At 40.7% G+C, this 26464-nt stretch carries 27 protein-coding genes and 7 pseudogenes; 20 read left to right on the top strand and 14 right to left on the bottom strand.

The annotated features are described in order from the left end of the window. Positions 1-29 precede the first annotated feature (29 nt). Complete coding sequence (locus tag V6D44_RS05575; protein WP_333516317.1) at positions 30-2126, top strand: glycosyltransferase family 39 protein; 2097 nt, start codon at positions 30-32, stop codon at positions 2124-2126. A gap of 47 nt (positions 2127-2173) precedes the next feature. Here V6D44_RS05575 and rplI read toward each other — a convergent pair whose 3' ends face one another. The 4 genes from rplI to V6D44_RS05555 form a co-directional block, all read right to left on the bottom strand. Next, positions 2174-2623, bottom strand: a complete 450-nt coding sequence (rplI, locus tag V6D44_RS05570) for a 50S ribosomal protein L9 (protein ID WP_087993671.1) — start codon at positions 2621-2623, stop codon at positions 2174-2176. Next, entirely contained in the window at positions 2620-4599 is a 1980-nt protein-coding gene (gdpP, locus tag V6D44_RS05565) for a cyclic-di-AMP phosphodiesterase GdpP (protein WP_087993670.1), read from the bottom strand. The genes rplI and gdpP overlap by 4 nt, the downstream gene beginning before the upstream one ends. Before the next feature lie 36 nt (positions 4600-4635). Beyond that, positions 4636-5565: a YybS family protein gene (locus V6D44_RS05560; RefSeq protein WP_087993669.1), complete on the bottom strand. Its 930-nt coding sequence runs from the start codon at positions 5563-5565 to the stop codon at positions 4636-4638. Positions 5566-5789: 224 nt separating this feature from the next. Beyond that, complete coding sequence (locus V6D44_RS05555) at positions 5790-5939, bottom strand: hypothetical protein (protein ID WP_087993668.1); 150 nt, start codon at positions 5937-5939, stop codon at positions 5790-5792. A 143-nt stretch (positions 5940-6082) separates the two neighbouring features. On the opposite strand from V6D44_RS05555, the gene V6D44_RS05550 reads away from it, so the two are divergent. Then, entirely contained in the window at positions 6083-6565 is a 483-nt protein-coding gene (locus V6D44_RS05550) for a spore coat protein (RefSeq protein ID WP_202327761.1), read from the top strand. 29 nt (positions 6566-6594) lie between these two features. On the opposite strand, the gene hypR is transcribed toward V6D44_RS05550, so the two are convergent. Further along, positions 6595-6972, bottom strand: a complete 378-nt coding sequence (hypR, locus tag V6D44_RS05545) for a transcriptional regulator HypR (RefSeq protein ID WP_202327760.1) — start codon at positions 6970-6972, stop codon at positions 6595-6597. 203 nt (positions 6973-7175) lie between these two features. Here hypR and V6D44_RS05540 point away from each other — a divergent pair, with 203 nt between their 5' ends. Continuing rightward, on the top strand, positions 7176-8105 hold the full coding sequence (locus V6D44_RS05540) for a manganese-dependent inorganic pyrophosphatase (protein ID WP_202327759.1): 930 nt from the start codon (positions 7176-7178) through the stop codon (positions 8103-8105). A 33-nt stretch (positions 8106-8138) separates the two neighbouring features. Here the strand turns inward: V6D44_RS05540 and V6D44_RS05535 are convergent, their stop codons facing one another. Beyond that, a complete protein-coding gene (locus V6D44_RS05535) occupies positions 8139-8585 on the bottom strand; it encodes a DUF6376 family protein (RefSeq protein ID WP_333516315.1) in 447 nt (148 codons plus the stop codon). 434 nt (positions 8586-9019) lie between these two features. Here V6D44_RS05535 and V6D44_RS05530 point away from each other — a divergent pair, with 434 nt between their 5' ends. Next, positions 9020-10330, top strand: coding sequence for an MFS transporter (locus tag V6D44_RS05530; RefSeq protein WP_087993662.1), 1311 nt, complete (start codon positions 9020-9022; stop codon positions 10328-10330). A gap of 70 nt (positions 10331-10400) precedes the next feature. On the opposite strand, the gene V6D44_RS05525 is transcribed toward V6D44_RS05530, so the two are convergent. The 3 genes and pseudogenes from V6D44_RS05525 to V6D44_RS05515 form a co-directional block, all read right to left on the bottom strand. Continuing rightward, positions 10401-10874, bottom strand: a complete 474-nt coding sequence (locus tag V6D44_RS05525; protein ID WP_333516314.1) for a ferritin-like domain-containing protein — start codon at positions 10872-10874, stop codon at positions 10401-10403. A gap of 89 nt (positions 10875-10963) precedes the next feature. Then, positions 10964-11761, bottom strand: coding sequence for a hypothetical protein (locus V6D44_RS05520; RefSeq protein ID WP_202327757.1), 798 nt, complete (start codon positions 11759-11761; stop codon positions 10964-10966). A gap of 73 nt (positions 11762-11834) precedes the next feature. Next, positions 11835-12223, bottom strand: a pseudogene (locus tag V6D44_RS05515) (YybH family protein). 147 nt (positions 12224-12370) lie between these two features. Between V6D44_RS05515 and V6D44_RS05510 the strand changes: the two are divergent. The 3 genes from V6D44_RS05510 (at position 12371) to V6D44_RS05500 (ending at position 14243) form a co-directional block, all read left to right on the top strand. Next, the gene (locus V6D44_RS05510) at positions 12371-13219 is read left to right on the top strand and encodes a pentapeptide repeat-containing protein (protein ID WP_333516313.1); all 849 of its coding nucleotides are present in this window, start codon (positions 12371-12373) and stop codon (positions 13217-13219) included. Between the two features lie 18 nt (positions 13220-13237). Beyond that, the gene (locus V6D44_RS05505; protein WP_087993657.1) at positions 13238-13681 is read left to right on the top strand and encodes a GNAT family N-acetyltransferase; all 444 of its coding nucleotides are present in this window, start codon (positions 13238-13240) and stop codon (positions 13679-13681) included. Positions 13682-13763: 82 nt separating this feature from the next. Beyond that, positions 13764-14243, top strand: coding sequence for a DUF2798 domain-containing protein (locus V6D44_RS05500; protein WP_087993656.1), 480 nt, complete (start codon positions 13764-13766; stop codon positions 14241-14243). Here the strand turns inward: V6D44_RS05500 and V6D44_RS05495 are convergent. Together V6D44_RS05495 and V6D44_RS05490 are read right to left on the bottom strand one after the other, a co-directional pair. Further along, positions 14227-14479: pseudogene (locus V6D44_RS05495) on the bottom strand (hypothetical protein); the annotation flags it as partial. The gene V6D44_RS05500 and the pseudogene V6D44_RS05495 overlap by 17 nt on opposite strands. A 224-nt stretch (positions 14480-14703) precedes the next feature. Continuing rightward, positions 14704-15366, bottom strand: a complete 663-nt coding sequence (locus V6D44_RS05490; RefSeq protein ID WP_087993655.1) for an MBL fold metallo-hydrolase — start codon at positions 15364-15366, stop codon at positions 14704-14706. A gap of 339 nt (positions 15367-15705) precedes the next feature. On the opposite strand from V6D44_RS05490, the gene V6D44_RS05485 reads away from it, so the two are divergent. The 4 genes and pseudogenes from V6D44_RS05485 to V6D44_RS05470 all read left to right on the top strand — a co-directional run. Beyond that, positions 15706-16125 carry a MarR family winged helix-turn-helix transcriptional regulator gene (locus V6D44_RS05485; protein ID WP_202327755.1) on the top strand — a complete coding sequence of 140 codons (420 nt, stop codon included), beginning with the start codon at positions 15706-15708 and terminating at the stop codon, positions 16123-16125. 20 nt (positions 16126-16145) lie between these two features. Further along, complete coding sequence (locus V6D44_RS05480; protein WP_333516311.1) at positions 16146-16538, top strand: rhodanese-like domain-containing protein; 393 nt, start codon at positions 16146-16148, stop codon at positions 16536-16538. A 10-nt stretch (positions 16539-16548) separates the two neighbouring features. Next, the gene (locus V6D44_RS05475) at positions 16549-16983 is read left to right on the top strand and encodes an EVE domain-containing protein (RefSeq protein ID WP_087993894.1); all 435 of its coding nucleotides are present in this window, start codon (positions 16549-16551) and stop codon (positions 16981-16983) included. Positions 16984-17137: 154 nt separating this feature from the next. Continuing rightward, positions 17138-17404, top strand: a pseudogene (locus V6D44_RS05470) (MmcQ/YjbR family DNA-binding protein); the annotation flags it as partial. A gap of 67 nt (positions 17405-17471) precedes the next feature. Here the strand turns inward: V6D44_RS05470 and V6D44_RS05465 are convergent. Together V6D44_RS05465 and V6D44_RS05460 are read right to left on the bottom strand one after the other, a co-directional pair. Further along, positions 17472-17897, bottom strand: coding sequence for a MaoC family dehydratase (locus V6D44_RS05465; RefSeq protein ID WP_087993889.1), 426 nt, complete (start codon positions 17895-17897; stop codon positions 17472-17474). Between the two features lie 280 nt (positions 17898-18177). After that, a complete protein-coding gene (locus tag V6D44_RS05460; RefSeq protein WP_333516310.1) occupies positions 18178-19476 on the bottom strand; it encodes a hemolysin family protein in 1299 nt (432 codons plus the stop codon). 276 nt (positions 19477-19752) lie between these two features. On the opposite strand from V6D44_RS05460, the pseudogene V6D44_RS05455 reads away from it, so the two are divergent. Beyond that, positions 19753-19845: pseudogene (locus tag V6D44_RS05455) on the top strand (DUF255 domain-containing protein); the annotation flags it as partial. Positions 19846-19984: 139 nt separating this feature from the next. Here V6D44_RS05455 and V6D44_RS05450 read toward each other — a convergent pair. After that, a complete protein-coding gene (locus tag V6D44_RS05450) occupies positions 19985-20821 on the bottom strand; it encodes a helix-turn-helix transcriptional regulator (RefSeq protein WP_087993885.1) in 837 nt (278 codons plus the stop codon). 103 nt (positions 20822-20924) lie between these two features. Here V6D44_RS05450 and fabF point away from each other — a divergent pair, with 103 nt between their 5' ends. The 8 genes and pseudogenes from fabF to V6D44_RS05410 all read left to right on the top strand — a co-directional run bounded on the left by fabF (position 20925) and on the right by V6D44_RS05410 (position 26432). After that, positions 20925-22157 carry a beta-ketoacyl-ACP synthase II gene (gene fabF, locus V6D44_RS05445; protein WP_087993884.1) on the top strand — a complete coding sequence of 411 codons (1233 nt, stop codon included), beginning with the start codon at positions 20925-20927 and terminating at the stop codon, positions 22155-22157. A 171-nt stretch (positions 22158-22328) separates the two neighbouring features. Continuing rightward, positions 22329-22499 (top strand): annotated as a pseudogene (locus V6D44_RS05440) (DUF255 domain-containing protein); the annotation flags it as partial. 92 nt (positions 22500-22591) lie between these two features. Continuing rightward, positions 22592-22948 (top strand): MmcQ/YjbR family DNA-binding protein, encoded by a 357-nt coding sequence (locus tag V6D44_RS05435; protein ID WP_333516309.1) that lies wholly within the window; start codon positions 22592-22594, stop codon positions 22946-22948. Between the two features lie 159 nt (positions 22949-23107). After that, positions 23108-23674 (top strand): dihydrofolate reductase family protein, encoded by a 567-nt coding sequence (locus V6D44_RS05430; RefSeq protein ID WP_333516308.1) that lies wholly within the window; start codon positions 23108-23110, stop codon positions 23672-23674. Positions 23675-23749: 75 nt separating this feature from the next. Further along, positions 23750-23830: pseudogene (locus V6D44_RS21075) on the top strand (DUF1259 domain-containing protein); the annotation flags it as partial. Between the two features lie 1030 nt (positions 23831-24860). After that, a pseudogene (locus tag V6D44_RS05420) lies at positions 24861-24950 on the top strand (DUF255 domain-containing protein); the annotation flags it as partial. A gap of 154 nt (positions 24951-25104) precedes the next feature. Continuing rightward, positions 25105-25518 (top strand): MerR family transcriptional regulator, encoded by a 414-nt coding sequence (locus tag V6D44_RS05415; RefSeq protein WP_087993766.1) that lies wholly within the window; start codon positions 25105-25107, stop codon positions 25516-25518. Beyond that, positions 25515-26432 carry a DMT family transporter gene (locus tag V6D44_RS05410; protein ID WP_087993765.1) on the top strand — a complete coding sequence of 306 codons (918 nt, stop codon included), beginning with the start codon at positions 25515-25517 and terminating at the stop codon, positions 26430-26432. The genes V6D44_RS05415 and V6D44_RS05410 overlap by 4 nt, the downstream gene beginning before the upstream one ends. The last annotated feature ends 32 nt before the right edge of the window (positions 26433-26464 follow it).

Below are 26464 nucleotides of genomic sequence, written 5' to 3'. Positions count from 1 at the left end.
AATTAGACACCATAAAGAGGTGAAAAACGATGAAAAACAAACGATTCGACTTTATCCTTATTCTCATTTTGCTTGCAGCGGCTTTTCTAAATACGTATAACATTTGGCAGGATGACACAGCGAACCAATACTATTTGGCGGCTGTGAAAAGCATGACGCTAAGCTTCCACAATTTCTTCTATGCGTCTTTTGACCCTTCCGGATTTGTAACAGTGGATAAACCGCCTGTTGTTTTATGGGTTCAAACGATTTTCGCACTGGTTTTCGGCGTTCACACGTGGAGTGTAATCATGCCTCAGGCTCTCGCCGGAGTTGGATCTGTATACCTTATCTACAGAATGATCAAACCGGCCTTTGGAATTGGAGCGGCCCGCATTGCCGCACTTGTCATGGCACTGACGCCTATTGCAGCAGCCGTCAGCCGAACAAACAACATTGACAGCATGCTTGTCTTTACCTTATTGCTCGGTTCAGCTTGCCTGCTTCGGGCAGTAAAGCAAGGCAAACTGCTTTGGCTGTTGACGGCATTTGCCCTGATTGGACTCGCCTTTAATATGAAAATGATGCAAGCGTTTATGGTATTGCCTGCATTTGTGTTATTCTACCTGATTGCATCTCGGGTTTCTCTGAAGAAAAAAATCGGCTCTCTGATTCTGTCTCTCATCCTTCTGACAAGCCTTTCGCTCTCATGGGCAGTTGTGGTCGATTCAGCCTCATCTACCAGCCGCCCGTATGTCGGAAGCAGCCAGACCAACTCAGTGTTAGAACTGGCCTTCGGTTACAACGGCACAGAGCGTCTGTTAGGACAAACCACTGGCCTTGCAAAGGGTGATACAATTGCCGCCGGCGGTAACACGCAGAATCATAACACCATGCAAACGCCAAACGGAAGCGGATCATTTTCCTCTCAGGACGGAACCAGCAAAACTGACGGAAGTGTCAGCAATCAAAACGATAACCAATCATTCCAGAACAACTCACAGGCACCTCAGCCGCCCAGCGGACAGACCGGCGCTTCCAATGGAGGCGGTGGCACACCTCCAACAAGAGGTAACGGACCTGGAAACGGAGGACCTGGCGGTGGCGGCGGAACAAGCATGACTATGTTCGGCACCGGCGATGCAGGACCGCTTCGTCTCTTCCAATCGGCGCTTTCCGGCCAAATCAGTTGGATGCTTCCATTCGCATTGATCGGATTGCTGGGCGGAATCGTCAGCTGGTACCGTGATCGCCGCGGACAAGCAGCTGAAATGAAAGAAACGATCTTCTGGACAGCTTGGCTCGTTCCTGTGGCTGGTTTCTTCAGCGTCGCAGGATTCTTCCACCAGTATTATTTGATCATGCTGGCACCGCCGATTGCCGCACTTTCCGGCATTGGCTGGTATACGATGTACCGTTTATACAAAAACAATAAAGACTGGGCCAGCTGCCTGCTGCCCGCAGCCGTTCTGATCACAGCCGCGTTTCAGGTTTATATTCTGAGCGCTTATACAAGCCAAATCGGCAGTGTATGGATGTATGTACTGGGACTATTAGGATTTGGCGTCACTCTTGCGCTTCTGATGCTTAAACGCAGCCATCCGTTCAGCAAGCAGCTGACCATCATCAGCCTATGCGTTCTGCTGCTCGCACCGGTCTACTGGTCAGCAACACCGCTTCTATACGGAGGCAACAGCGTCCTTCCGGAATCGGGTCCGCAGCTCAAAAGTTCAGCAAACGGCGGGAGCATGTTCTCCTCAGAGGTCGACACCGCACTCCTGTCCTATCTGAGAAAGCATAATACCGGTGAAGAGTATTTATTCGCTACTTTGACAACCGTAACAGCTGCGCCATACATCATTAATGAAAATGAATCTGTTATGGCAATGGGCGGATTTAACGGCACAGATCCTATTCTGACTGTTTCCGAACTGAAAAAACTGGTCAAAGAAGGAAAAGTGAAATACTTCCTTCTGTCAGAAAATAACTCAGGCAACAGCGATCTTGTTTCCTGGATTAAGAAAACCGGAAAAGAAATATCATCTGACGAGTACAGCAGTTCCTCCAGCGGCACAAACAGCAGTCATCAAGGCATGAGAGGAGGACCTGGCGGTGAAAGCCAGCAAACTCTTTATCTTGTGGAATAAATAAAAAAAGAGGCTTGGATTGCTCCAAGCCTTCTTTTCTATTTCTATTAAGCTTCTTCTTTCACATGTACCTTCAACACAGCCTGCACCTCAGGATGCAGCTTCACAGGCACGTTTGTATATCCTAACGCACGAATGCCGTCCGGCAAGTCAAGTTTCCGCTTATCTACTTTAATCTTATGGTCTTTTTGGAGCTGTGCAGTAATTTGTTTACTTGTTACAGAACCGAATAAACGGCCGCCTTCACCTGATTTCGCGCTGAGCTCAACAGTCAGTTTTTCTAAAGTCTCTTTTAAGTTCTTTGCCTGCTCAAGCTCGGCGATGGCTTCTTTTTTCTCTTTCTGCTTTTGTCCGTTTAGCACGCTGATGTTTGACGCGTTCGCTTCCACTGCGAGGCCTTTTTTAATCAGAAAGTTTTGCGCATATCCGTCTGCTACGTTTTTGACTTCGCCTTTTTTTCCTTTTCCTTTTACATCTTGTAAGAAAATAACCTTCATCTCTGTACGCCTCCCTCAAAATACTCATCTATGGCGTGCTTCAGCCGCTCCAGCGCTTCTGTTACTGAAATGCCGGACAGCTGAGTCGCCGCATTTGTTAAATGTCCTCCGCCTTCCAGCGCCTCCATGATGATCTGAACATTGACCTCGCCAAGTGACCGCGCACTGATACAAACGGTTTGTTCATCCCGTCTCGCCACCGCAAATGAAGCCTCAACCTCACTCATAGAGAGCAGCGAATCAGCCGCCTGCGCAACCAGCACTTGATCGAAGTATTCCTCCTCATTTTCAGGAAGAGAAGCAATCGCAATGTTCTCTTTATAAAGGACCGTATGCTGGATCAGCTTCGCCCGTTTAATATAGGAATCAACGGTTTCTTTCAGGAACTTCTGCACAAGCACCGTATCGGCGCCTTTTGCCCTTAAATAAGAAGCAGCATCAAAAGTCCGCGATCCTGTGCGGAGAGAAAAGCTCTTTGTATCCACTATTATACCAGCTAATAGGGCTGTTGCTTCAATCATATTGATTTTTAAGCGCTTCGGCTGATATTCAAGCAGCTCTGTCACCAATTCAGCTGTCGAAGAAGCGTACGGCTCCATATAAACGAGCAGCGGATCTCTGATAAACTCCTCACCCCTGCGGTGATGGTCGATGACCACGACATGTTCAATTTTATTGACCAGCCGTTCCTCCATGACAAGTGACGGCTTATGTGTATCAACGATCACAAGCAGCGTGTCATCATTGGAAATCTCCATCGCTTCTTCAGGGGTAATAAACCTTGACCACAGCTCTTCATATTTTTTGATTTCTTCAATCAAACGCTGGACACTTGATCCGATTTGGTTTGGATCAATGACGATAAAACCGTCTTTGTTATTTGCCTGAGCCACCTTTAAAATTCCGATCGCTGCGCCGATAGAATCCATGTCAGGAAATTTATGACCCATGATAATCACATTGCTGCTTTCAGAGACGATTTCCTTTAAGGCATGGGAAATGACACGGGCCCGCACCCTTGTTCGTTTCTCCATCGGGTTTGTTTTACCTCCGTAAAACTTCACCTTGCCGTTCGGCAGCTTAATGGCTACTTGGTCTCCGCCGCGTCCCAGCGCTAAATCCAAGCTGGATTGCGCCAAATCGCCAAGTTCTTTCAGCGAGGAGACTGAAGCCCCGACACCAACACTTAACGTCAGCGCAACGCCGTCGAATGAGGTTTTTTCCCGTACCTCATCAAGAATTGAAAACTTCGAATTTTCGAGTTCAGTTAAGATGTGTTCATTAAGTACAGCAATAAAGCGTTCTGAAGACGTCCTTTTCAGGAAGATCCCGTACTCCTGCGCCCAAGCGTTCAGCAAAGATGTCACCTGGCTGTTCATTGTGCTTCTCGTCTGGTCATCCAACCCTTGTGTCACATCATCATAATTATCAAGGAAAATATACGCCAGCACGGTTCTTTCGTTTTCATAAAGCTTTTCAATCTGGATTTGTTCCGTTACATCAAAGAAATACAACAGGCGCTCATCCCGTTTGATGACAACCTTAAACTTACGGTCATTCAATGTAACCGTTTCCGATTCCACCTCTTGTTTGATGAGCGGCACAACCGATTCACAGGTATCGTAAAGTGATCTCCCCACTAATGTGCTTTCATTAAAGCAAGAAGAAAGGAACGGATTTGCCCATTCTATATAATATTGATCATTAAAAAGCATGATGCCGATCGGCATTTCCATCAATGCCTCTTCACCGACTTTTTTCAACCTGTAGGATAACGTAGAAATATAATCATCAATCTCTTGTCGAATAAGAGAATCAGCGCGTTTAATAAAAAACAAAATAACTGCAAGCAACAGCACTTCGACGGTTCCTAATATCCAGTTAAAATAAAAGCTGATGAGGATTGCAATGATTGACAGAGCAATCATTGCATAGATGGGATACCGAAACAGCGGTTTTTCATAAAAGCTTGGCATTTCTATCACTCCCCACCATGTGAGTAAAACTCATGTTCATTTCACCTTATTCCTTATATTAAAGCCTATATCTATAACGCCTAAAATGCGAATCGCTGCCATAAAAATCGGATGCACGAGCCCAAGAACCACTGCAATCACAGCCACAGCCTTCGGATATTGTTTTTTATGGCAATAGAAAAAGATAAATGATAAACCTTGGATGAAAATAAGAAACCCGAGTATAAACTCCCCATTTAAAGCGATAGAGTACAGCATTTGGCCCTTTTCTAAAGGCAAAAATGAAAGCAACACAATCATTAAATACAGCACTACAACACTTTGCGGAAACTTCAACTCTCTAAAAGGCTTTAGATTAGGAATATCGGGGGAGAATCGCCTTAAGAGCGGCTTAGCGATAAGGTAACTGAGGAAAGAAAAAAGAGCTCCTACCATCACAATAGCTGTTGGAAAAAGATATTGAACGATACCCAATTGTTCTTCCATCAGTTTCAATTGCTTGTCAAGCTGTTCAGCATTGCCCGACTGCTTCACTACCGTTTCTACCATATCAAGAGACTGCCGGTATTGTGTCATTGCTTCATCAATGATATTGATACCCAAAAACTGAATGCTTATCACAAAATAGAAGACAATACTAAGCATATAAATAAGGGCGCCCGAAATGATCGCGTTCCCGGGTTCTTTCTTTTTGAAAAAGTGCCCCATGGCAATGCCGGCGCAAGCTGACATAAAAGCTAAAATAAGTCCGTTAAAGGACCCGACAATAAAAACAACCGGAAGACTGACAGCGCCCATCCATATTCCCAATTTGAATCCATGTCTAATCGTATACAGGATCATGGGCAGTGGCAGTGCAAAAAACAAAATTGTTCCGATCACAGGTACATATACGACCAAAAGCGTGATGATCGCAAACAGACTGATTAAAACAGCGCCTTCCATTAAAGCTCTCGTTTGTTTCACTTAGTCACCTCGTATCATCCTTAAAACACGAATAGAAAAGAGCAGCATAAACGACTGCTCTTTTTTCATCGTTGCAACATGCTTGCATCGAATGTTTTAATATCTTCTCTACATTTTACTTTTATATTTTAACATAAGTCCAAATCGCAAGTAAAATGACGCTGATGTTTCATGTGAAACATTGCAAATGAAAAGACATTCTTTGAAAAGAATGCCCATCACGATTAATGTTTATCATCCATAAAGCCAGAAGATTCCTTGTTTTTCTTTTTCGTTTTTCTGACATACATAAAGATCAAGATCACCAGTAAAAGGGTTGTTGCCTGCAGAACGCCGCTGCTAAACAAGAAAAAATTCCTTATCATGTCCCACATGTGTTTCACCTCATTTGCATGTTCTCAACCCGTATCCTATATAAGGTGAATTTCCCGTTTTAAAAACTTCAAAACATCATGAACAACATTGAGCGTTGGGCATATGCTGATATGGAATCTCATTGATAAAGGAGAATTGTTACATGGATGAACGCAGAACATTGGCTTGGCATGAGACATTAGAGTTGCATGAGCTGGTCGCTTTTCAGGCAATCGGACTCATTAAACTGAAGAAAATGATAAAAGAAGTAAAAGACCCTCAGCTTAAACAGCTTTATGCCGTATCCATACAAGCCATTGAGCAAAATTTAAGAGAGCTTCTCCAGTTCTTCCCTCAGGCACCGATGCCTCGTGAAGACGAAGAGGAACGCGCGGATAACCCATTCTACAGCGGCGACTTGCTTGTTCTTGCCAAAACATCTGTCCGCAACTACGCCATTGCCATCACTGAAACAGCGACACCTCAATTAAGAAACGTGCTTGTCAAACAGCTGAATGCAGCCATTAAATGGCATGCGCAAATATTCCAATACATGTATCAGCGCGGATACTATCCAGCTTACAACCTTTCTGAACTATTGAAAAATGATGTCAGAAACGCCAACAAAGCCCTTTCAATGAAATAAAACAAGCAGCAAAGGAGTTCCCTTTGCTGCTATTTCTGCTGATCCTTCAGCAAGCCGTTCGAACGATAAGATTCCAGCACATCTCTGTTGGATTCTCCCCATTCCTTCATTTGCAAAACAATCGGTTCCAGCGTTCGCCCAAATTCCGTCAGAGAATATTCAACCTTGGGCGGCACCTGATGGTAAACCTCACGATGCACGATACCATCCGCTTCCAGCTCCCGCAGCTGTAGGGTGAGCATTCTCTGGGTAATACTCGGGCAGATTCGGCGAAACTCATTAAACCGTTTCTTGCCATCTATCATGTGATAAAAAAGAATTCCTTTCCACTTTCCGCCAATGACATCTAGCGTAAATTCAACTGGACAGCCTTCTTTGTTCGGGTATTTATTCTTTTTTTCACTCATACTTGACCTCCCATAGTACCTTTTTTGATACTACATCACATTTCGCAACTTAGCTACCCAGTATTTTACACGCCCTTTCTCTTCAGCTCAAAGAAAATGCTTCTTATTCACATCAATTTTTAAGGGTTTGTATGATTACACTCGCAACAAGACGTGTTAAACTATATAAAGATTACACTATTTAAAAAGGATAAGGAGCTATCATGGAAAAGATACTTATTTTCGGACACCAAAACCCAGACACAGATACGATTTGTTCTGCGATTGCTTATGCTGATTTGAAAAACAAACTCGGCTTCAATGCTGAGCCAGTCCGTCTTGGACAGGTCAACGGCGAAACACAATACGCGCTTGACTACTTCAAACAAGAAAGCCCTCGTCTTGTAGAAACAGCTGCAAACGAAGTGAACGGCGTTATCCTTGTTGACCACAACGAACGCCAGCAAAGCATCAAGGACATTGAAAACGTTCAGGTTCTCGAAGTCATCGACCACCACCGTATCGCAAACTTCGAAACAGCTGAGCCACTTTACTATCGTGCTGAGCCTGTAGGCTGTACGGCTACAATCTTAAACAAAATGTACAAAGAAAATAACGTGAAGATCGAGAAAGAAATTGCCGGCCTTATGCTGTCTGCGATCATTTCTGACTCACTGTTATTCAAATCTCCAACTTGCACAGACCAAGACGTAGCGGCAGCAAAAGAACTTGCGGAAATCGCCGGCGTAGATGCTGAAGAATACGGCTTGAACATGCTGAAAGCTGGCGCTGATTTAAGCAAAAAAACAGTGGAAGAGCTGATTTCTCTTGATGCGAAAGAATTTACACTCGGCAGCAAAAAAGTCGAAATCGCACAAGTGAACACAGTAGACATTGAAGATGTGAAAAAACGCCAAGCTGAATTAGAAGCTGCGATTTCTAAGGTTGTGGCTGAGAAGAAGCTTGACCTATTCCTTCTTGTCATCACAGACATCTTAGAAAATGATTCACTTGCCCTTGCGATCGGTAACGAAGCAGCGAACGTGGAAAAAGCGTTCAACGTTACATTAGAAAACAACACAGCCCTCTTAAAAGGCGTTGTTTCCCGTAAAAAACAAGTCGTCCCTGTTTTAACAGACGCAATGGCTGAATAATGAAAAAGCATCCCGCGCAGGGATGCCTTTTTCTTATTCGCCCAGCTTTTCAATCTGCCCCATCACATCAGTGATTTGATTTGCTTTTTGGACAATGTCCGACTGCTCCAATGTTTCAAGCGATACCTTGTCTTCTTCCACTTGTTTTAACACATCTTCAGCGCTTTTCTGCAAGGTTTCGTTATGCTCCTGAATGGTTTGATGAATCTTCGCTGCGGCATCAGGCGGTGTTAATTCATTAAAATCAACGGCAGCCTGCTGAACCGTTTCAAGCTGTGCTTCAAGTTTTCCTTTCGCCTCCGCGTCATTTACAGCTTGCTCGGCCAATTCAGGTGCCTCCTCTGCAAATGTCTTCACTTTCTCCACATAGCCTGCGGCTTCACTTGTATAATTCAATCCGTCATTCACCTGGTCCAACATGCCACATCCGCCTGCACTCAAAAGCCCCACACCGGCAAGAACAGTCAAAATGATTTTCATCGTTAGCCTCCTCATCGCTTCTTCTTCATCTTTTCCTTTAAGATCGGGATCAATTTCTCTTTTGCTAACGGCAGCCCTTTCCTCACCATTTCACGCTTCAGCCACTTTTTCAGCTTAGACATACCGACGCTCCTCTCCATTTTTGATAAAAACGAAAAAACTCCACCGATTTGGTGAAGTTCCGAAACAAAAAGACCTTCACCAAATAGATTTGGCAAAGGTCTCGCTAACAATGAGATTGCCAGCAAAGCCGAGGACATCTTGTCCCGTAATGACGACTTTACTGTAAAAGCTACTCCCCTTTGGAGTGTTCATTTTTATTACTTTCATTCTAAAGCACCGGGCATTTTCAGTCAAATTCCTGTTGTCCGTTTACGCAAAAGCACGCTGTGGTATTGAAAATTTGAATGGTATTTTCATCAGGAGATCATGCTATGACAGAGGAGGTTTTCATCATGAGTCAAGAGCGCGTGAAACGGCCTGGGCATACCAGATGGTACATATCTTCGTTACTCAGCGGCATTATTATTCTTAATTATTTTGACCGAGTGGCCATCTCTGTAGCAGCCCCCGCCATACAAGATTCATTTCACCTTACAGCAACAGAACTCGGCATCGTGTTTTCCATTTACACCTATTCCTATACACTGATGCAGCTGCCTGTCGGGAGTTTGCTGGATCGGTTTGGCGTGGCATGGGTCACAAGGATCGGAATGACCATATGGAGCTTTTTAACGATTCTTCTTGCTTTTTTGCAAGGAAAATTGCTGTTATATTTGTTCCGTTTTCTCATTGGGCTGACGAGCGCCTCTGCGTTCCCTGCCGCTTCCAAGGCAACCGCTCTATGGTTTCCTCCAAGCGAGCGGGGCTTGGCCAACTCACTGTTCGACTCGGCCGCCAAGTTTTCAAACGTAATCGGCGCGCCATTGGTCGCCTTTCTTGTCACCGCGTTTGACTGGCGTGTCGCTTTTTTAACGATTGGGTGCATCAATGTGCTATTTACGATCTTTTTCTGGCATTATTATGAGCAGCCTGAACGGCACAAACGCATTTCCAAAAGTGAGCTAAACTATATTCAAAGACACAATTCAATGACAACAGAGCAAATCCCTTACAAAACGGGTCCGCTTTTAAAAAAGCTTTTCTCCAACCGTAAAGTATGGGGCTTGATGATTGGATTTACTGGGTACGGCTATACATTCAACCTGCTGCTCACCTGGCTTCCGACTTTCTTTAAACATACATACGGAATGGATATCATGTCGTCCGGTTTATTTACAGCCGTGCCCTGGCTGATCTCAACCATTTCCGGAATTGTCGTCGGCGGCTGGCTCGTCGATTACTTCATTAAGAAAGGTTATCCTAACACCAAGGTGTACCGAACGGTAATCATTGTCGGAATGAGCTTTGGCTTTTTCTTTTTAGGCTCGATTCTGACGAACAATATCACCGTCGCGATTATCTGTATTTCAATCGGACTCGCCGGTATTTCCGCAACCGCTCCAGTCGGCTGGTCCATTTCAGCAGAACTGGCACCGATCGGTTCCGTGTCCATGCTGAGCTCCATGGTGAATCTGGCAAACAACTTGTTCGGAGGCATTATCGCTGCTTCACTGACGGGATATTTGGTTGATGTGACAGGATCCTTTACGCTCAGCTTTCTGGTAGCCGGTTTTGTACTGCTGCTCGGGCTGGTTTTTTATGTGTTTGTATTAGGGGATGTAAAACGAATTAAGCTGGAATAAAGAGTGCGTGTTGAAAGCACTCTTTTTCTTTGGCCAAAAAAATAAGCCATCTCTCATGAGACAACTTCCCCTATTTGTCATGAAATGAAAATTTGGGTGCAGGAATCTCCTTTTTTTCAATACCTAAAGCCATTTCCAAATCAATGGCATGCTCTTGTTCAGTTACTGCAATATTTCTGATTTTTTGGGCAGAGTCATACATGCCGAGTGCTTCGAATTGGCGAATTCGCTGCAAATAGCGGCGAATCGCATCATATTCACCTTGGAGATCCTGCCGGAGCATTTCATCATTATCCATTGACGTATATACCGGGGCCACTTGTGTTGTCAGGATTCCCCCTAAATACTGAATTAATTCATTTAACACGACCGCATGGCCAAACTCATCCTGAGAATGCTCTTGCAATTCTTCGGCAACCGCAAAATAGGCGGCTCCCTTCAGGAGACTGGCATGCTGCGCATATTGTATCCCCGCAGCATACTCCCAAGCTAAATCCAAATTCAGACCGTACACAATTTGCTCAATCGCCTCTTGATTACTCAAACAGAATCTCTCCTCATTTGCAATGTGCTATATCCTATTCCGTCTGGGCGATAGTGATACAAATAAATCATAGGCCGACCGTTTTATACTTACGATAAGTGACCCCCAACAATCAATACATTCTGGCGGTCAAGCATAAATCTCCGCCCGTTCCATTTCAACACGGTTTGGACATATCCCAGTGAGTCAGCATTATACCTCCCGGCGATCCGCTGGTACGCCAGCAATTCGTACGTGCCGTCTCTGTCAAAATCAACCGGGTACAAGCCAGACAAGGGATTCACCCAGCCTTCTATCGGCATTTTCAACACACCCTGCTGGGTATAAATCTCATTCAAATATTCCCTGCCCTTGTAAGTAAGATCGAGAATATACATTTCTTTCTGATGGTGGCTGGTGACGCTCACTTTATATTGATTTTGGTACTTCACACTGTACTTCCATTCAGCATTAAACACATCCGAATGAAAAATCCGTCGGAACTGCCGGTTTAGATATGCAAAAACATACGCATATATCGTGCCGCCGCTTCCCCCAGTGTCTATTACCACTGCCACATCATCCATCTTGTCGCCTGTCATATCCCCAAGAAAAAGAGACGGATTATATCCCATATTGTTTTGGAGCTGGATTCGCTGTTCCTGATGGGTTCTGCCGTCACGGATCACCAATGTGATATTTCTCCATAAAGGGCTGCCAGGCATTTGGATGCCAGTGAGAAAGACCTCATCAATAACGCCGTCTCCCGTTACATCTCCGCGGGCTGATGTAATGATGGCGCTGGAGGATGCAATGGGCTGCCGAAATACGTATGGATATTGAACAAACCCTCTGTGCCTGTCTGCATAAAACCAATAAGGATTCATTCTGATGTCATACAGATTCAATGAAGTCACCTTCCCTCATCAGCTGAATGAATCATTATATGCGCAAATAGCATGTCAAAGACATATCTGGACGCTAAACACCAATTAAATCCGTTCCATATGAATTATCGATGGCACAAAGCCACTCGCCTTGCGCATTCTTCTTAAACACACAGGTCGCCCTTCTTTCCATCGCATACTCGGAATCTATTTTATCCGAATCAAGCAGTGTCTGAGAAAGGACCAGTGCAGTGTCTCCTGCTTCCAAAATGGTCATTTCCCCTTGTGTCGGGACAATATGATGATTGAAATAGTTTGCGATCGCCATAAACGCTTTTTTGATTTCTTCTTTGCCTCGCGCGATCATGCCGGCTTCACAACTAAAATGGCATCTTCCGTGTAGTAATTCATCAGTGTATCAAAATCTTCATTTTGAATTGCCAAATCACACGCAGAGATGATGTCTTTTATTTGCTGTTCCAAAGGATGCCCTCCTAATCATCATGATTGGATATATTATACATCGTCTGGCCATCTGAAACCCTAAAAACAAAATGACAAGTACCCCTGCTTCCTATATAATCAAATAGATATATTTAACAAAGTTCCCAAGTGGAGGGGTGAACGATATTGTCTGCTGAAGTAACGTTACATGATAATATACATCATGATTTAAGTGCGGATTGCCAGCACTGTTTTGGCCTGTGCTGTGTCGCTTTGCCTTATGCGAAATCAGCGGATTTTGCTTTTGATAAAGACGGGGGTACGCCTTGCCGCAACTTACAATCAAACTATCAATGTTCTATCCATAAAGACCTCCGAGAAAAGGGGTTTCGAGGCTGTTCTGCTTATGAATGCTTTGGCGCCGGCCAGAAAGTATCCCAAATCACTTGTGAGGGAAAGGATTGGCGAAACCACCCGAAAACAGCCAACGAAATGTTTGACGTTTTCCCAATCATGCAGCAGCTGCACGAAATGCTCTGGTATTTACACGAAGCGCTTTCTATAGAGACGGCCAAACCGATTCATCGCGAGCTGCGGGCCTGTTTCGAAAAAATAGACAAGCTCACCAGACTCAGCAAGGAAAATTTGCTGACACTGCACGTACACGAGCACCGGGCTGAGATCAATGAATGGCTGTTAAAAACGAGTGAGCTGGTGCGCGCCCAAGCACGCAATCCAAAACGCCCGAAAAAAATCAGCCGGGGAAGTGTCCTGATCGGCGCGAAACTGAAAGGGCTTGATCTGCGCGGAGCAAACCTAAGAGGAGCACTGCTCATTGCTGCCGATCTGAGAGATGCAGACCTGAGAATGTCAGACTTTATCGGTGCAGATGTAAGAGACGCTGATCTCAGCGGCGCCGACCTGACCGGGAGCATTTTTCTGACGCAGGCACAGGTGAATGCCGCAAACGGCGATGCAAACACAAAACTGCCGCCGTCACTACAAATCCCCGCCCATTGGGTCACAAACCGATAAAAAAGAGAGGCTCACATCATGAATGTGAAAAGAATAACGTCAGAACATGATTTGAATACAGCGTTTGAAATCAGAAAGACAGTATTTGTAGAGGAACAAGGCTGTCCCGTTTCAGATGAATTTGATGAGTTCGATACACTCCGCGAAGATTGCCGGCACATTCTCGTTTATCATCAGAATGAACCCGTTGGCACTGCACGTGTCCGTATTGTTGATCAGGTGGGAAAACTGGAAAGAATCTGCATTCTGAAACCCTATCGCAAATTCGGGCTGGGCAAAAAGATCGTCGATGCGTTAGAACGCATTGTGAAAGAACAAGGCATTTCCTCATTCAAACTGTACGGCCAGACACAGGCGGCAGACTTTTATGAAAAACTCGGCTATCAGACAGCATCAGAAGAATTTATGCTGGACGGCATTCCGCATGTGCTGATGACAAAAGAAGAAGATTCTGGCCAATAAATTGTTCACAAATTTGTCACTTATGAGCATGAGCGGTTCATTGGTATACTAATCACCCATTATTAAGAGAAGGAATGATTGTATGCCAACAAATAAAAAAGAAGGTCTTATCTTTGGCGTGATGATGTGTTTTGGGATGGTCTGCGTCATGTCGATTTACAATGCCATCATCAACGGAGCTATACACGATTTTTCATTTGTAACAGTTTTTGAAATGATCATCGGTTTTATTGTAGCGCTGCTGTTAGATTTACTGTTAGTGGGCCCCCTTGCCAAAAAGATTGCCTTCAGCATGCCGTTTGACAAGTCTAAGACATTATATGTTGTTCTTGCCGTGTCGACGTGTATGGTGATCGGCATGGTGCTTTGTATGTCTGTGTTCGGTTTAGTGACAGCTGCTTTATCAAATGGACTGAACGGGGACAGCCTCTTCAGCGCTTACCTAATGATTGTATTGAAAAATTTCATCTTAGCTTATCCATTGCAATTACTGATTATGGGACCATTAGTCAGAGGGATTTTTATGAAATTTGTAAAACCAAAGCTCACAGCTGCTGTTTAAATAGAAAAGGAGTAAGCCTTGACACACACTCCTTTTTCTCACGAATCGAATGTAAAACAAGCTCCGCAAACGCCTCCGCGGCAGGCAGCTGCCATTTTTTCTTTTTGATTAACATATGAGAGTAAAGCGGATCAAAGCTTTCAGCATGATGAAGGATTTTCAGCTTATCCTCCTCCACTTCTTCTTTCAGTGTGATGTAAGGCTCCAAGCTCGCTCATGACCGTTTGTTTAATCGCCCTCTCCCAGGATCACTAATGCATCTATCAATAAAATACTGGAGCATCTCAAGAAAACAAACGTCAATACCGAGGAAGGCTCAATCAAAAAAACCGATGCACTTGGCCCGGTTCTATCTGTTTGTATAAGAGACCCCGATCAGAATCTCATTGAGATATCGGAGTATCTCTAAATGTCTCTTTAAACATATCAATATTGCTAGATATGTTTTTTCTCACTTCCTTTAGCCCCTATACCTTAACACATAGTTTTTATACAATTCTTCGTTATAAACAATTTCTTCGCCATGTGAAGAGCAGATGAGGGTTGGTTTGATTTCATCTATGATTGCGCCGCTGTCGATGTTTTCATTCATGTCAACACTGAATCTTCTGATAGGCGGGTGTAAATTTTTCTTACTTGTGATAAAAAGATCACCTGATAATAGAACATGATCGACTTCATGATGGTACACAACATGCCCCGGGGAATGTCCGGGTGTAAGATAGAATTGCAGCGGCAAGTGGGCAAGCGTCTGTTCCATCAGCGGCTGGACAATATGGGCTACCCCTGTGTTCTCCACCTCATTTTTGTTCGGATAAGGCGCTTCCCCATTGATATAGATTAGTTCTTTCTGATGGGCATAAATTGGAATATCAAATCTCTCTAACCATTTTGATGCACCTTGAATATGATCGCTGTGGCCATGGGTAAGCAAAATGGCTTTTGGACTGCCGATCGCTAACGCTGCCCTGATCTGAGCATCCGCAAAACGTTCTATTCCCGTATCAATGATATAAACATCATCACCATCTTTAACAAACCAAATATGAACCGGAATCCGAATAGGCACATCAAGCTCAAATTCACATTGAAAGACATGTTCTGACAATTGTCTCAAATTCATGCCAACCACTCCCTTTGGAAATTTTTTGATATATTTACTGTAATACATCTTAGTTAATTATGTAATGACGCACATTTTTGTAACTTACATTGTGAGGTGACAAATATGGAATCCGGTTAAATGGATTTGGCGCTTGCAGTACAGAAGTAAAAATGGTTTGTCCCGTGGAATTGACGCTGCATATTATCGGCGGGAAATGGAGTAGCCGTTTTAAAAATACATACTGTTTGAATAGCACCAATCCCAGCAGGCACACTTGACGAACTTAAACCTTGTTTCTTGAAAAATAATCAGTTAAACTGATTATATGTTAAGCTGATATTATTTGAGGTGAAATAATTGGAAAAATGGAATCAATCCTATGGTTTTTTGCTCGGAAAAGTTCTCCAGCGAATGGAAAATACATTTGCTGAAGGGCTTAGACCGTATGAGATTAACGCAAGACAATACGGAGTGCTTTTATTTATCAAAGGAAACCCTTACTCATCACAAAAAGATATTTCTGAAAACCTGCAAATCGATCGGACTACGATGGTGAGTCATATCGATCATCTCGAGACATTAGGATTTGTTGAGAGAACAAAAAATCCTAATGACAGAAGATCCTATAGCCTTAAGACTACTGAAAAAGGTAACGATATATTGGATTCACGTTGGGAGTTTTTAGTTAATACGGAATTAGAGGTATTAGCTCCGTTAAATCAACAAGAAAGACAATTACTTAAAGATTTCCTTATTAAAATTTGGAGATCCCTTTAAAAAACAGGAGGTTTTACAATATGCAAGCTCTCGATTATTTTAATGCACGTCTCGAAGCAACGATAAGCCCTATGGATTTTTTGAAAGCTAAGCAAATGAATCCCGAGAAATACGTCTTAATCGATGTTCGAAACGGTCCAATTCATGTAAGGAATGTAACAATTAAAGATGCTCACATTATTCCTGAACAAGAACTGCAATCTCGTTTAAAAGAAATACCAAAAGTAAAAGAAATCATTGTTTATTGCTGGGATGTCTGGTGCAATACCGCTGCAAAAGTTGCAAAGTTTTTATTAGAACATGGATATAAAGTGAAAGAGCTGACTGGAGGGATTGCAGCATGGAAAGAAATGAACTTCCCTGTCACAAATACAAATCAAGACAATCACATACCTGATGATTGTGGATGCTGACTCTGTGCCTGTGCAACATAAAAGATACTGGGTGGGAGTGGCTTCCCGAGATCACGTAATGAAAGCAATTCAAGGCGGATTTGCACAACTTTGTCATGGCAAAGAGGCACCCTTAAAAAAGATGAATAAAGGTGATTGGATCATTTATTATTCTCCAAAGGTCAATATTAAGGAAGGTACGCCATATCAAAAATTTACTGCTTTAGGCAAAGTAGTAGATCGTCATATTTTTCAATTTAATATGGCAAATGATTTTCAGCCTTTTCGAAGACATATACATTTCATTCATTGCACAGAAATACCCATTCGCCCATTAATCCCATATCTTTCTTTCATAAAAGACGAGAAGCGTTGGGGCTACTCATTTCGGTTTGGGCATTTTGAGATCAGTGAAAAGGATTTTAAGCTAATTGCACAAAAAATGGTTGATGTTAAAGGAGATTAGTTGACTTTGATCTCCTTTAAGCTTTCTTTATATTCACAATATCACCTAACCATTCATTACATTGTGATATCATGACGATGAATCATTGGTTATTTCTAAAAATAGAGGTGGAGAGTTATGAATCACGAGGAAATGATCAATTACTACTATCCTTGGTGAAGGGCGGACGGTGATGCGTCACAACGGGAATAAAAAATGGTTTGCGCTTATCTTTCATCTTGATGGCCATTTATGCGTTAACCTTAAGTGCGAACCTGAGCGAGCCAATTTCCTGCGCAGTATTTTTAAAGAGGTAAAGCCCGGGTATCATATGAATAAAGACCATTGGAATACAGTGATCTTAGATGGCAACCTCTCACAAGAGGCTCTTGATGATATGGTGCAACATAGTTTCGAATTGACAAAGCCAAAGAAGCCTTAATGTTTATTCACCATGATGATCAGCAGGAACCTATAATAAGTTCCTGTTTGTAATTTATCAAAATCTTTTACCGTTTCATTAATACGGATAACTCACCTTCAAACACTTTTTCCTCTTTTTGATTATAGGTAGATAACAATACAGTAAGTATTCCCGTTTGACTTTTATTTGGTTTTTTATCAATAACCTTAACGATAGTGTTCAGCTTATCATTCGGGTATACGGGTGCTAGGAATTTTATATGATTCATTCCTGTTCCAGCAATAATATCGTCCTCATGACACCCTTCTTCAATCCAGAGCTTAAAAGTGATGGCTAACGTTTGTATTCCAGATGCAATGATTCCGTTAAACCTGCCCATTTTTGCTTTCTCTTCATTTACATGCATGTATTGCGGGTCATATTCTTCTGCAAAATTCATTACATTCTCTTTTGTTAATTCAAATGGTTTAGTTTGAAAAACCTGTCCAATAGAAAATTCATCTAACTTCATAGGGGCACCTCCTTGTATCTAATCTTCATAAAATAACCTACGTAGCATTTTAACATAATCAGTAACCTTGCCGAGAAGAATACTCTTTGGAGTTAATCGCCGAGAAGTCATTGTGCCTGTTTCACCACGCCCACAATCGTGCGAACTGCCTACTTAAAAGGGAAATGTGAAAACCAGCCGGTTCTGGTTATCCGGCTTGTCTTTTATTTCATATAAAAAGCCTGGATGAATTGCTAAGTCATCACAGGCTGTAAGTGCCTCACTTACAAAAAAATCATCGTCATTTCGGTTTTACCTCTACATAATGAATATGCCGGCCGTCTATTTTGTGCACTTTAAACACATATCCTTCGGCTTCTATTTCAGAGCCAAGTTTGGCATCAATATTTTGAGTCATAAACCAGCCGCCTATGGTATCGACATCTGCACTCACTAACGAGGTTTCCAATAGTTTATTGACATCTTCAATAAGCACTTTTGAATCTAAAATATAATGATCATCATTGATTTTTCTAATATCAGGCACTTCATGTTCATCAAATTCATCTCTGATGTCGCCTACTATTTCTTCAAGAATGTCTTCAACAGTCACCAATCCTGAAGTGCCGCCATATTCATCCACTAGAATAGCGATATGCGTTCGCTCTCTTTGCATTTTCACTAATAAGTCATGGATCGGAACCGATTCAATCACATGGATCACAGGGTTAATATGATGTTCTAATTTAAAATGATCCTTGTTTTTCTGGTCCGTATCAATATAAGCTGACAAAAACTCCTTGGCATTGATAAAACCATTAATCGTATCTTTATCTCCATTTAAAACCGGATATCTTGTATAACTCTCTGTCTTAACCGTCTTAACAACAGATTCATAAGAATCCTCAATAGAAATCGCGACTATTTCTCTTCTTGGAATCATGATTTCCTTTGCGATTCTTTCATCAAATTCAAAAATGTTATTGACATACTTTAACTCGTTCTTATTGATTTCACCGCTCTTATAGCTTTCAGACAGTAAAATGCGCAGTTCCTCTTCAGAGTGGGCAAGCTCATGTTCTGACGCAGGTTTTAACCCAAAGAGTCCGACGATAAACCGGGCTGAACCATTTAAAAACCAGATAAAAGGATACAGGATGCGGTAAAACCAGATGATGGGCTTTGCTGTTAAAAGAGTGACGGCTTCAGCTTTTTGAATCGCGAGTGTTTTAGGAGCAAGCTCACCAACCACTACATGCAAAAAAGTCGCCATGACAAAAGCAATGATTAAAATCAACACATGTGAGACGGGTTCACTTACATGAAAATAAGTAAATAAGGGGTGCAGAATCACTTCAAAAGTCGACTCTCCAACCCAGCCAATTCCTAATGCTGTCACAGTGATTCCCAGCTGACAAGCCGACAAATATTCGTCCAAATGAGTCACAACTTTCTTTGCTGACACAGCACCTTTTTTGCCCTCTAATATGAGTTGATCGATTTTCGATGTTCTAATTTTCACAATCGCAAATTCAGTCGCAACAAAAAATGCAGTTAACACAATTAAAATGGCAAAGATAATAAGATTAAGTGTTGTCAATCGCTTGCCTTACCAAGTAAGGCGAACACCTCCTGTATAAAGATCTCCCTTACATATTCCTTAGTATTGATAATTTAAACATACAATAACCGAACAAAAATGTTTTATCTCCATTTCGTTTAAACATATATCTCCTATATCATATTGTAAGTTCATCCGAACCTAAAATTAATAATGATTATTTAAAAATAACCTGTATGAGAATTTTTTTATCTGATTGTGATAAGTTAGTTTTGTGAATACATTTATCAAAATCCAAAAATGAAGAAAGAAGGTGATCCCATCCCTTGGGGAGAAGCAGCCTTCGAAAAAGCAAAACGCGAAAACAAGCCGGTTCTGGTCAGTATCGGTTATTCGACTTGTCATTGGTGCCATAGGATCTTTTTTATATTAGATGCACACAACAACTTCATCCAAATACAAAAACGAATAGGAACTATATACTAGTTGTTTTTTTATTTACAGTCTAAACAAAATAAAGGAAGTATTACTACTCTCCAAACGATAGCTAGCCTTCAATTAAACGTTTTAACTTAAGCTCAGTTTCAGTATCCTCAACTGGAGTATAGACGCTGCATCTTAAATCAGTATCCCCATGCACTTGTAATGAAGTAAGATTAAACAACATTTTACCTACCTTAGCATGACGAAACTCAATTAATACTTCAGGAGCAGAGCTTATCTCATTTTCATTCCAAATTTTATGAAACTCGGGATACGCCTGTTCCATTTCTTGTATAAATTGCTCATACCAGTCATCAGCCACATACTGTCCATAATATGTTCTAAATATTGCAATATATCCTCTAACAAAATGCTCCCAATTCACTGCTAAACTTTTAAATTCTTTTCTTGCGAATAGTAAGCGTATTATATTCCTTTCTGCCGGGATGATTTGTTCAAAATCCAAAAATACATTAGCTGCTGCTTGATTCCACCCAACAATCTGACTTCTTCTATCTGATATAATCGTTGGGCAATAACGAAGTTCCTGCAAAATTTTTGCTAAAGCGGGACTGATTCCCCTCTCATTCTCATTTATAAAGGGTTGTTTCACTCCTTCCTCTAACGCTAGAGCATACAAATATCTCCTTTCATCGTTATTTAATTGTAATGCTCGAGAAATAGCATCTAATACCGAAGTAGATACTTTTATATCTCTGCCTTGTTCTAACCATGTATACCAAGTAAGACTTACACCGGCTAGTTGAGCCACTTCTTCTCTTCTTAGTCCTGGTGTTCTTCTGCGGGTTCCTACAGGTAAACCAACCATTTGGGGAGTAATTTTCGAACGTTGGTTCTTTAGAAATTCTGATAAAGCTTGAAGTCTTGTTTCAGGTTTCATTAAGATCTCCCTTTAAAATAGTATTAATTATACTAGGATAAACAACAACTTGTAATAGGATAACACAATAGCTAATGTTAATAAAAACAAGGAGGGAATTATCATGAAAAGAGTTGTCATTACTGGAATGGGAGTTATTTCTCCACTAGGAAATGATGTAAATAGCTTTTGGAATCAACTAGTTAAAGGACAATCGGGAATATCTCTAATTGATTCTTTTGATACTGCTGATTATAAAACAAAGATAGCTGGAATCGTTCGTGATTTCGATGCAGATGAAATATTGGGGAGAAAAGAAGCAAAACGATTAGATCGTTTTAGTCAGTTTGCCTTAGCAGCAGCCGAACAAGCATTAGAAAATTCACAATTACAGTTAGATAATATTGATCTTGAACGTTTAGGGGTATATGTTGGTTCAGGAATCGGAGGCATACAATCGCTTGTTGATAATGTGAATGTATTAAATAAACGAAGTCCCGCGAGAGTAAGCCCTAGCCTTGTACCAATGATGATTTCAAATGCAGCTGCGGCCCAAATAAGCATAAGATTAGGAGCACAAGGACCATCATTATCACCAGTCACAGCCTGTTCAATCGGGAACACCTCTATTGGTGAAGCTTTCAATGCTATCCGAAATGATGAAGCAGATATTATATTTGCCGGTGGAGCGGAAGCTGCAATCACACAGTTATCTTTGGCTAGTTTTGGAAACGCCCATGCACTATCTACAAGAAACCAAGAGCCAAGTCGAGCCAGCCGTCCATTCGATACAGATAGAGATGGCTTTGTTATGAGTGAAGGCGCAGGTATCTTAGTATTAGAATCATTAGAAAACGCTATTCTTAGAGATGCGCCGATATTATGTGAAGTAGTGGGGTACGGAGCTAGTTCAGATGCTCATCATATGGTAGCATCACACCCAGAAGGTAAGGGTGCCTACTTAGCAATGAAAAAAGCATTGAGAAGTGCAAATATATCAACAGGTGAAATTGATGTTATTAGTGCTCATGCAACAAGTACACAAGTAGGTGATCGTTCAGAAGTTCTAGCTATTAAGAAATTATTTGGTGAACATTCACGTGAAATTCCAACAACTGCAAACAAGTCAATGACTGGGCACATGCTTGGTGCTGCTGGCGGAGTAGAAGCAATTGCTTTAGTGGAAAGTTTGAGACGAGGAATTATTCCGCCCACTATTAATGTAGAGAAGCAAGATCCAGATTGCAACTTAGATGTTGTATCAGAAGCGAGACACCTTCCATTGAAATATGGGCTATCAAATTCTTTTGGTTTTGGAGGACATAATTCAGCAATCTTGTTAAAGCATTACGATTGAAGACCCATCTTTATAGTTCAAAGGTGAAATAATAAATCTATCAAGGGTTTATAGCCCTTGATTTTCATTATGGAATACCTCACAGACAAATTATGACGGGCCTCAGCTATCTGGTATATTAAATAGTGGAAATAGAATACTAAAAAAAACATTTAGAAAGAAGGTGATCCCATACCCACTAATAATAAACCCAATAGATTAATCGCTGAGAAATCTCCATATTTACTTCAACATGCTCATAACCCTGTGAATTGGTTCCCTTGGGGAGAGGAAGCCTTCGAAAAAGCGAAACGCGAAAACAAACCGGTTCTGGTCAGCATCGGCTATTCGACTTGCCATTGGTGACATCTCTATTGAAGCATCCAAAGGACAACCAAGGATGGCTCTTTGATATTTCCAAGAAGAAATTAGAGTGAATAAAGGAGTAATTGAGTATGTTAACAAGAGAAGATATCTTTAAACACGTCAAAGAAAAATACGGTACATCGCCTGATTATCCGTGGGAGAAATACCCAAACTATGCTTCTTTGAGACATGAATCAAACAAAAAATGGTACGGTCTTATCATGAATGTTCTCCCAGAAAAATTAGGCTTGGAAGGATATGACGAAATAGATATTCTGAATCTAAAATGTCCCCCTGACATAAGTGATAGCTTAAGAAATGGGGAAAATATCTTACCCGGATATCATATGGATAAGGAACATTGGATTTCAGTTGTTTTAGAACGGACAGATCCAGAAGCCGAAATCTATAACTTAATCGCGCAGAGCTTGCATTTAACCAAGTGAAGATAAAGAGTGTTCCTGCTAATCGAGCTGCGGAGAGTAGTGGGCACTTTCATTTTAGGATATTGTTCTTCACTTTGTCCACAAACGCAACTTAGTCCATCTGGTGTGTGAGTGGGAGAAGAATTTCTACCAATTTCTTATGTAAAAGGATGAATAGTTATGACAAATAACTTAAAACAGAGAAGAATAGTGTTAGATTTAGCAGTTACTTTAGATGGTTTTATTGAAGGGAAAAATGGAGAAGTTGATTGGTGCATTATGGACCCTGATATGGGGTTTACTGATTTCTTAAATCAAATTGATACTATTTTATATGGTAGAAAAAGCTACGATTTATGGGGACAATATATTCCAAAAAATGAAGACCCTGATACAGAAAAGGAAATTTGGAAATTGGTTCATAGTAAAAAGAAATATGTTTTTTCCAAAACACAAAATGAGATTGATAATCAAGCCATATTTATAAATGATAATATTCTTGAAGAAGTAAATAAATTGAAGAAAAATCCTGGCAAAGACATCTGGCTATATGGTGGAGCGAGTCTCATTACAACTTTTATAAATTTGGGGCTTGTTGATGAATTTAGATTATCTATTCACCCTGTTGTTTTGGGAGAAGGAAAACCGTTGTTTATTGATGTAAAACAGAGGATAAATTTAAAAATGGTGAATACAAGAACATTTTCCTCTGGCGTTGTACAAATCGTTTATCATTGGAATGGCTAAAAAAATCTTCCCCTCCAAAATATACATTGTGAGGTAACACTCGACAGTTATTTTTCTATTGAACTAAAGGGGAATCTTCCTCAGATGTTTTCATTTGAATCAATGACAAAAGATGGCCGTGCTCTTTGTAGTGGTGAAACTGTGATTCTCCAGAAACTAGGCGTTGCAACAACTTGTTCTATTACGATATCATTGGGAGTTGTAACACCTTTTTCCAGCGCTTTAACTGCAGACAAACTAGAGCTAAATAATCAAAGTTTTGAAGTTAAAGGGACTGTTTTTTCTCAAATGAAAAATGACGCAGGTACAGGCTTAGAGGAAAACTCTGATGCTCAAAACACTCAAGATAATAGTGATGCTTCTGATGCAAGTATGTCAAAAGCAGAAATGGATAAGATCATTCAAGAAGTTGCTAACGAATTTGTTGGTGATGCATTGAAAAATGATGATGAATATCTTAATCCAGTTGATAATACTTCTAATTCATATACTAAATCAAAAAACGATATACATACTTCAACAGTAGGCTTTAGTGATATATCATCACCAATTTCTAATACTATTCAGCTGAGTACTACAAGTACTAATTCAATTGTATTGAATCCAAATGCTAAAGTAAGTTCAGGTGATATAAAGGTTGAAAAGGTAGGTTATATTTCTTTAGGGCGGAAATTAATAACGGTATTCGGAAAATCATATGTAAAGAAAAAATTACCTGATGCAATCTATAAAAAGTTTCCTAGTGCATTAAAACGCAAATTTTCACGTGCCCAATGGCTTTCTTTTTGGAACGGAATCGTACTTATGGGTCCATTAGATGAAGTACATGATACAGTAACAGACTATCTTGATAAGTATGTTTGGCATGCAGTAGCTAGTTCTTGTGGATATATTGCACAAGGTGTTGTATATGCAATTCTCTAAAGAAAGTATTGATTAATTTGAACAAAGAGTCATTTAAATTCATACTAATTTTATTTGCAGTTTTTGCCGTCATTCAGGTGACAAATGAAATTAACTTTACTAACTATTGGTTTATAGACAGACTTATTCAATTTATAATTTGTATTATGGTTTTTTTAGTTTTGACTTATATATTCCCAGTTAAAAAAAACAAGTGAACTTAGGATAGAGCTCTATTGAGCTCTATTTTTCATTTTGTAAGATTTGTATTTAAAGTGAGATTATGGGCTATTCAACTCGGCATTGGTGGCCTGGGATAATCAAATCGTGTGGAACTCCATTAAAAGATAACAGAAGCCATTTTAAACGATAATACTATTTGTTCAAACAATACAGTTTACCTTTTATGTTATTCATTTTCTAAAACCTGTAATCCGTAACCATGCGGTAGCAGGTTTTTTTATTTGCTTGACTTAGAGTTAACTCTAAGTTGTAAACTAACTTTAATCAAAAGAGAGGAATGATGTTTGTTGTATTCCATTAGTAAAGCTGCTGAGAAGACTAGTATTAGCTCGTATACATTAAGATATTACGAAAAGATTGGGTTACTTCCACCACCAAAACGAAAAAACAGTGGAAGGCGTTTTTATACAGAGACTGATATTCAGTTCATGACATTCCTTAAAAGTTTAAAGGAAACAGGTATGTCTTTAGAGGATATTAATGAGTTTGTCAAAGACGGCTGCATTTTGGAAAAAATCAATTCGGATGTTAAATCAGCACAGCTCTCCCCATCTATAAATAAACGTATTGAGATTTTAACCAAGCACTTAGAGAAAATGGAAATTAAAAAAAAGGAGCTGGAAGAAGTAATTTCTACTACAAAAGGAAAACTGGATACATATTATTCAATTTTGAAAGAGGAAGTGGAAAACAAATGAAACATTTAAATATATACCTGATGTTAATTGGCTTCTCTATTTTTACAGGAGCTACTTTTAATCTTGCAAAATATACGGTTGGATATTTTTCTCCATCGTTCTCTGCGGCATGGCGTTTCGGTTTAGCTGCTGCACTGATGCTCATCATTTTGATTTTTACTGAAGGTATAAACAAGAGTCAATTACGGAAAAACGCCGTTTCATACATTGTTCTTGGAATTATAGGAATATTTGGATTTAATGCCTTGTTTTTTATTGGTTTGAAATATACATCTCCCGTTAACGGAGCATTAATAATGGGGCTGAATCCTTTATTAACAGCAATTTTCGCTCGAATGATCTTAAAGGACAAAATGACAAAAAAACAAGTGCTCGGCATATTCTTTGCATTCATCGGTGTATTGTTAGTCATTACACAAGGTTCTATCGAAATCATTAAAACCTTATCAATTTCAGGGGGAGATTTAATAATCTTTACAGGTAACGTTTGTTGGGCACTTTATGGTGTACTTGGACGGCGGTTTGTAAAAGATGGTACTCCGCTATCTACAACCACTTATACGATGGTTATCGGTGCTGTTAGTTTAATAGTAGTTTCCCTATTTACATCCAAACCTGTTTCTTTATCGAACATCCCGATTGGAGTTTGGGGGGCAATTGCCTTTATGGCTTTCTTTACAAGCGTTTTGGGTTACCTATGGTGGAATCAGGGGATTAAGGAGATTGGAGCAAGTAAAACATCTTTATTTTTCAACCTTGTTCCCGTTGTAACGATGATTATTTCATTTGCAATTGGAACACCGATAAAGGTATTTCAAGTTATTGGGGCTGTGTTAGTTATATTAGGGGTTTTAACTGCTTCGGGGGTAATACGTATTCCTAAGTACAATACTAGAGAACAGTCAGCTGTATAAAGAAGCAGGGATTATTTTTGAGAAAATGTGTT

Source organism: Bacillus sp. 0209A (assembly GCF_036765095.1).
Lineage (GTDB): Bacteria > Bacillota > Bacilli > Bacillales > Bacillaceae > Bacillus > Bacillus subtilis_G.
This window is presented reverse-complemented; position numbering and strand designations above follow the sequence as displayed.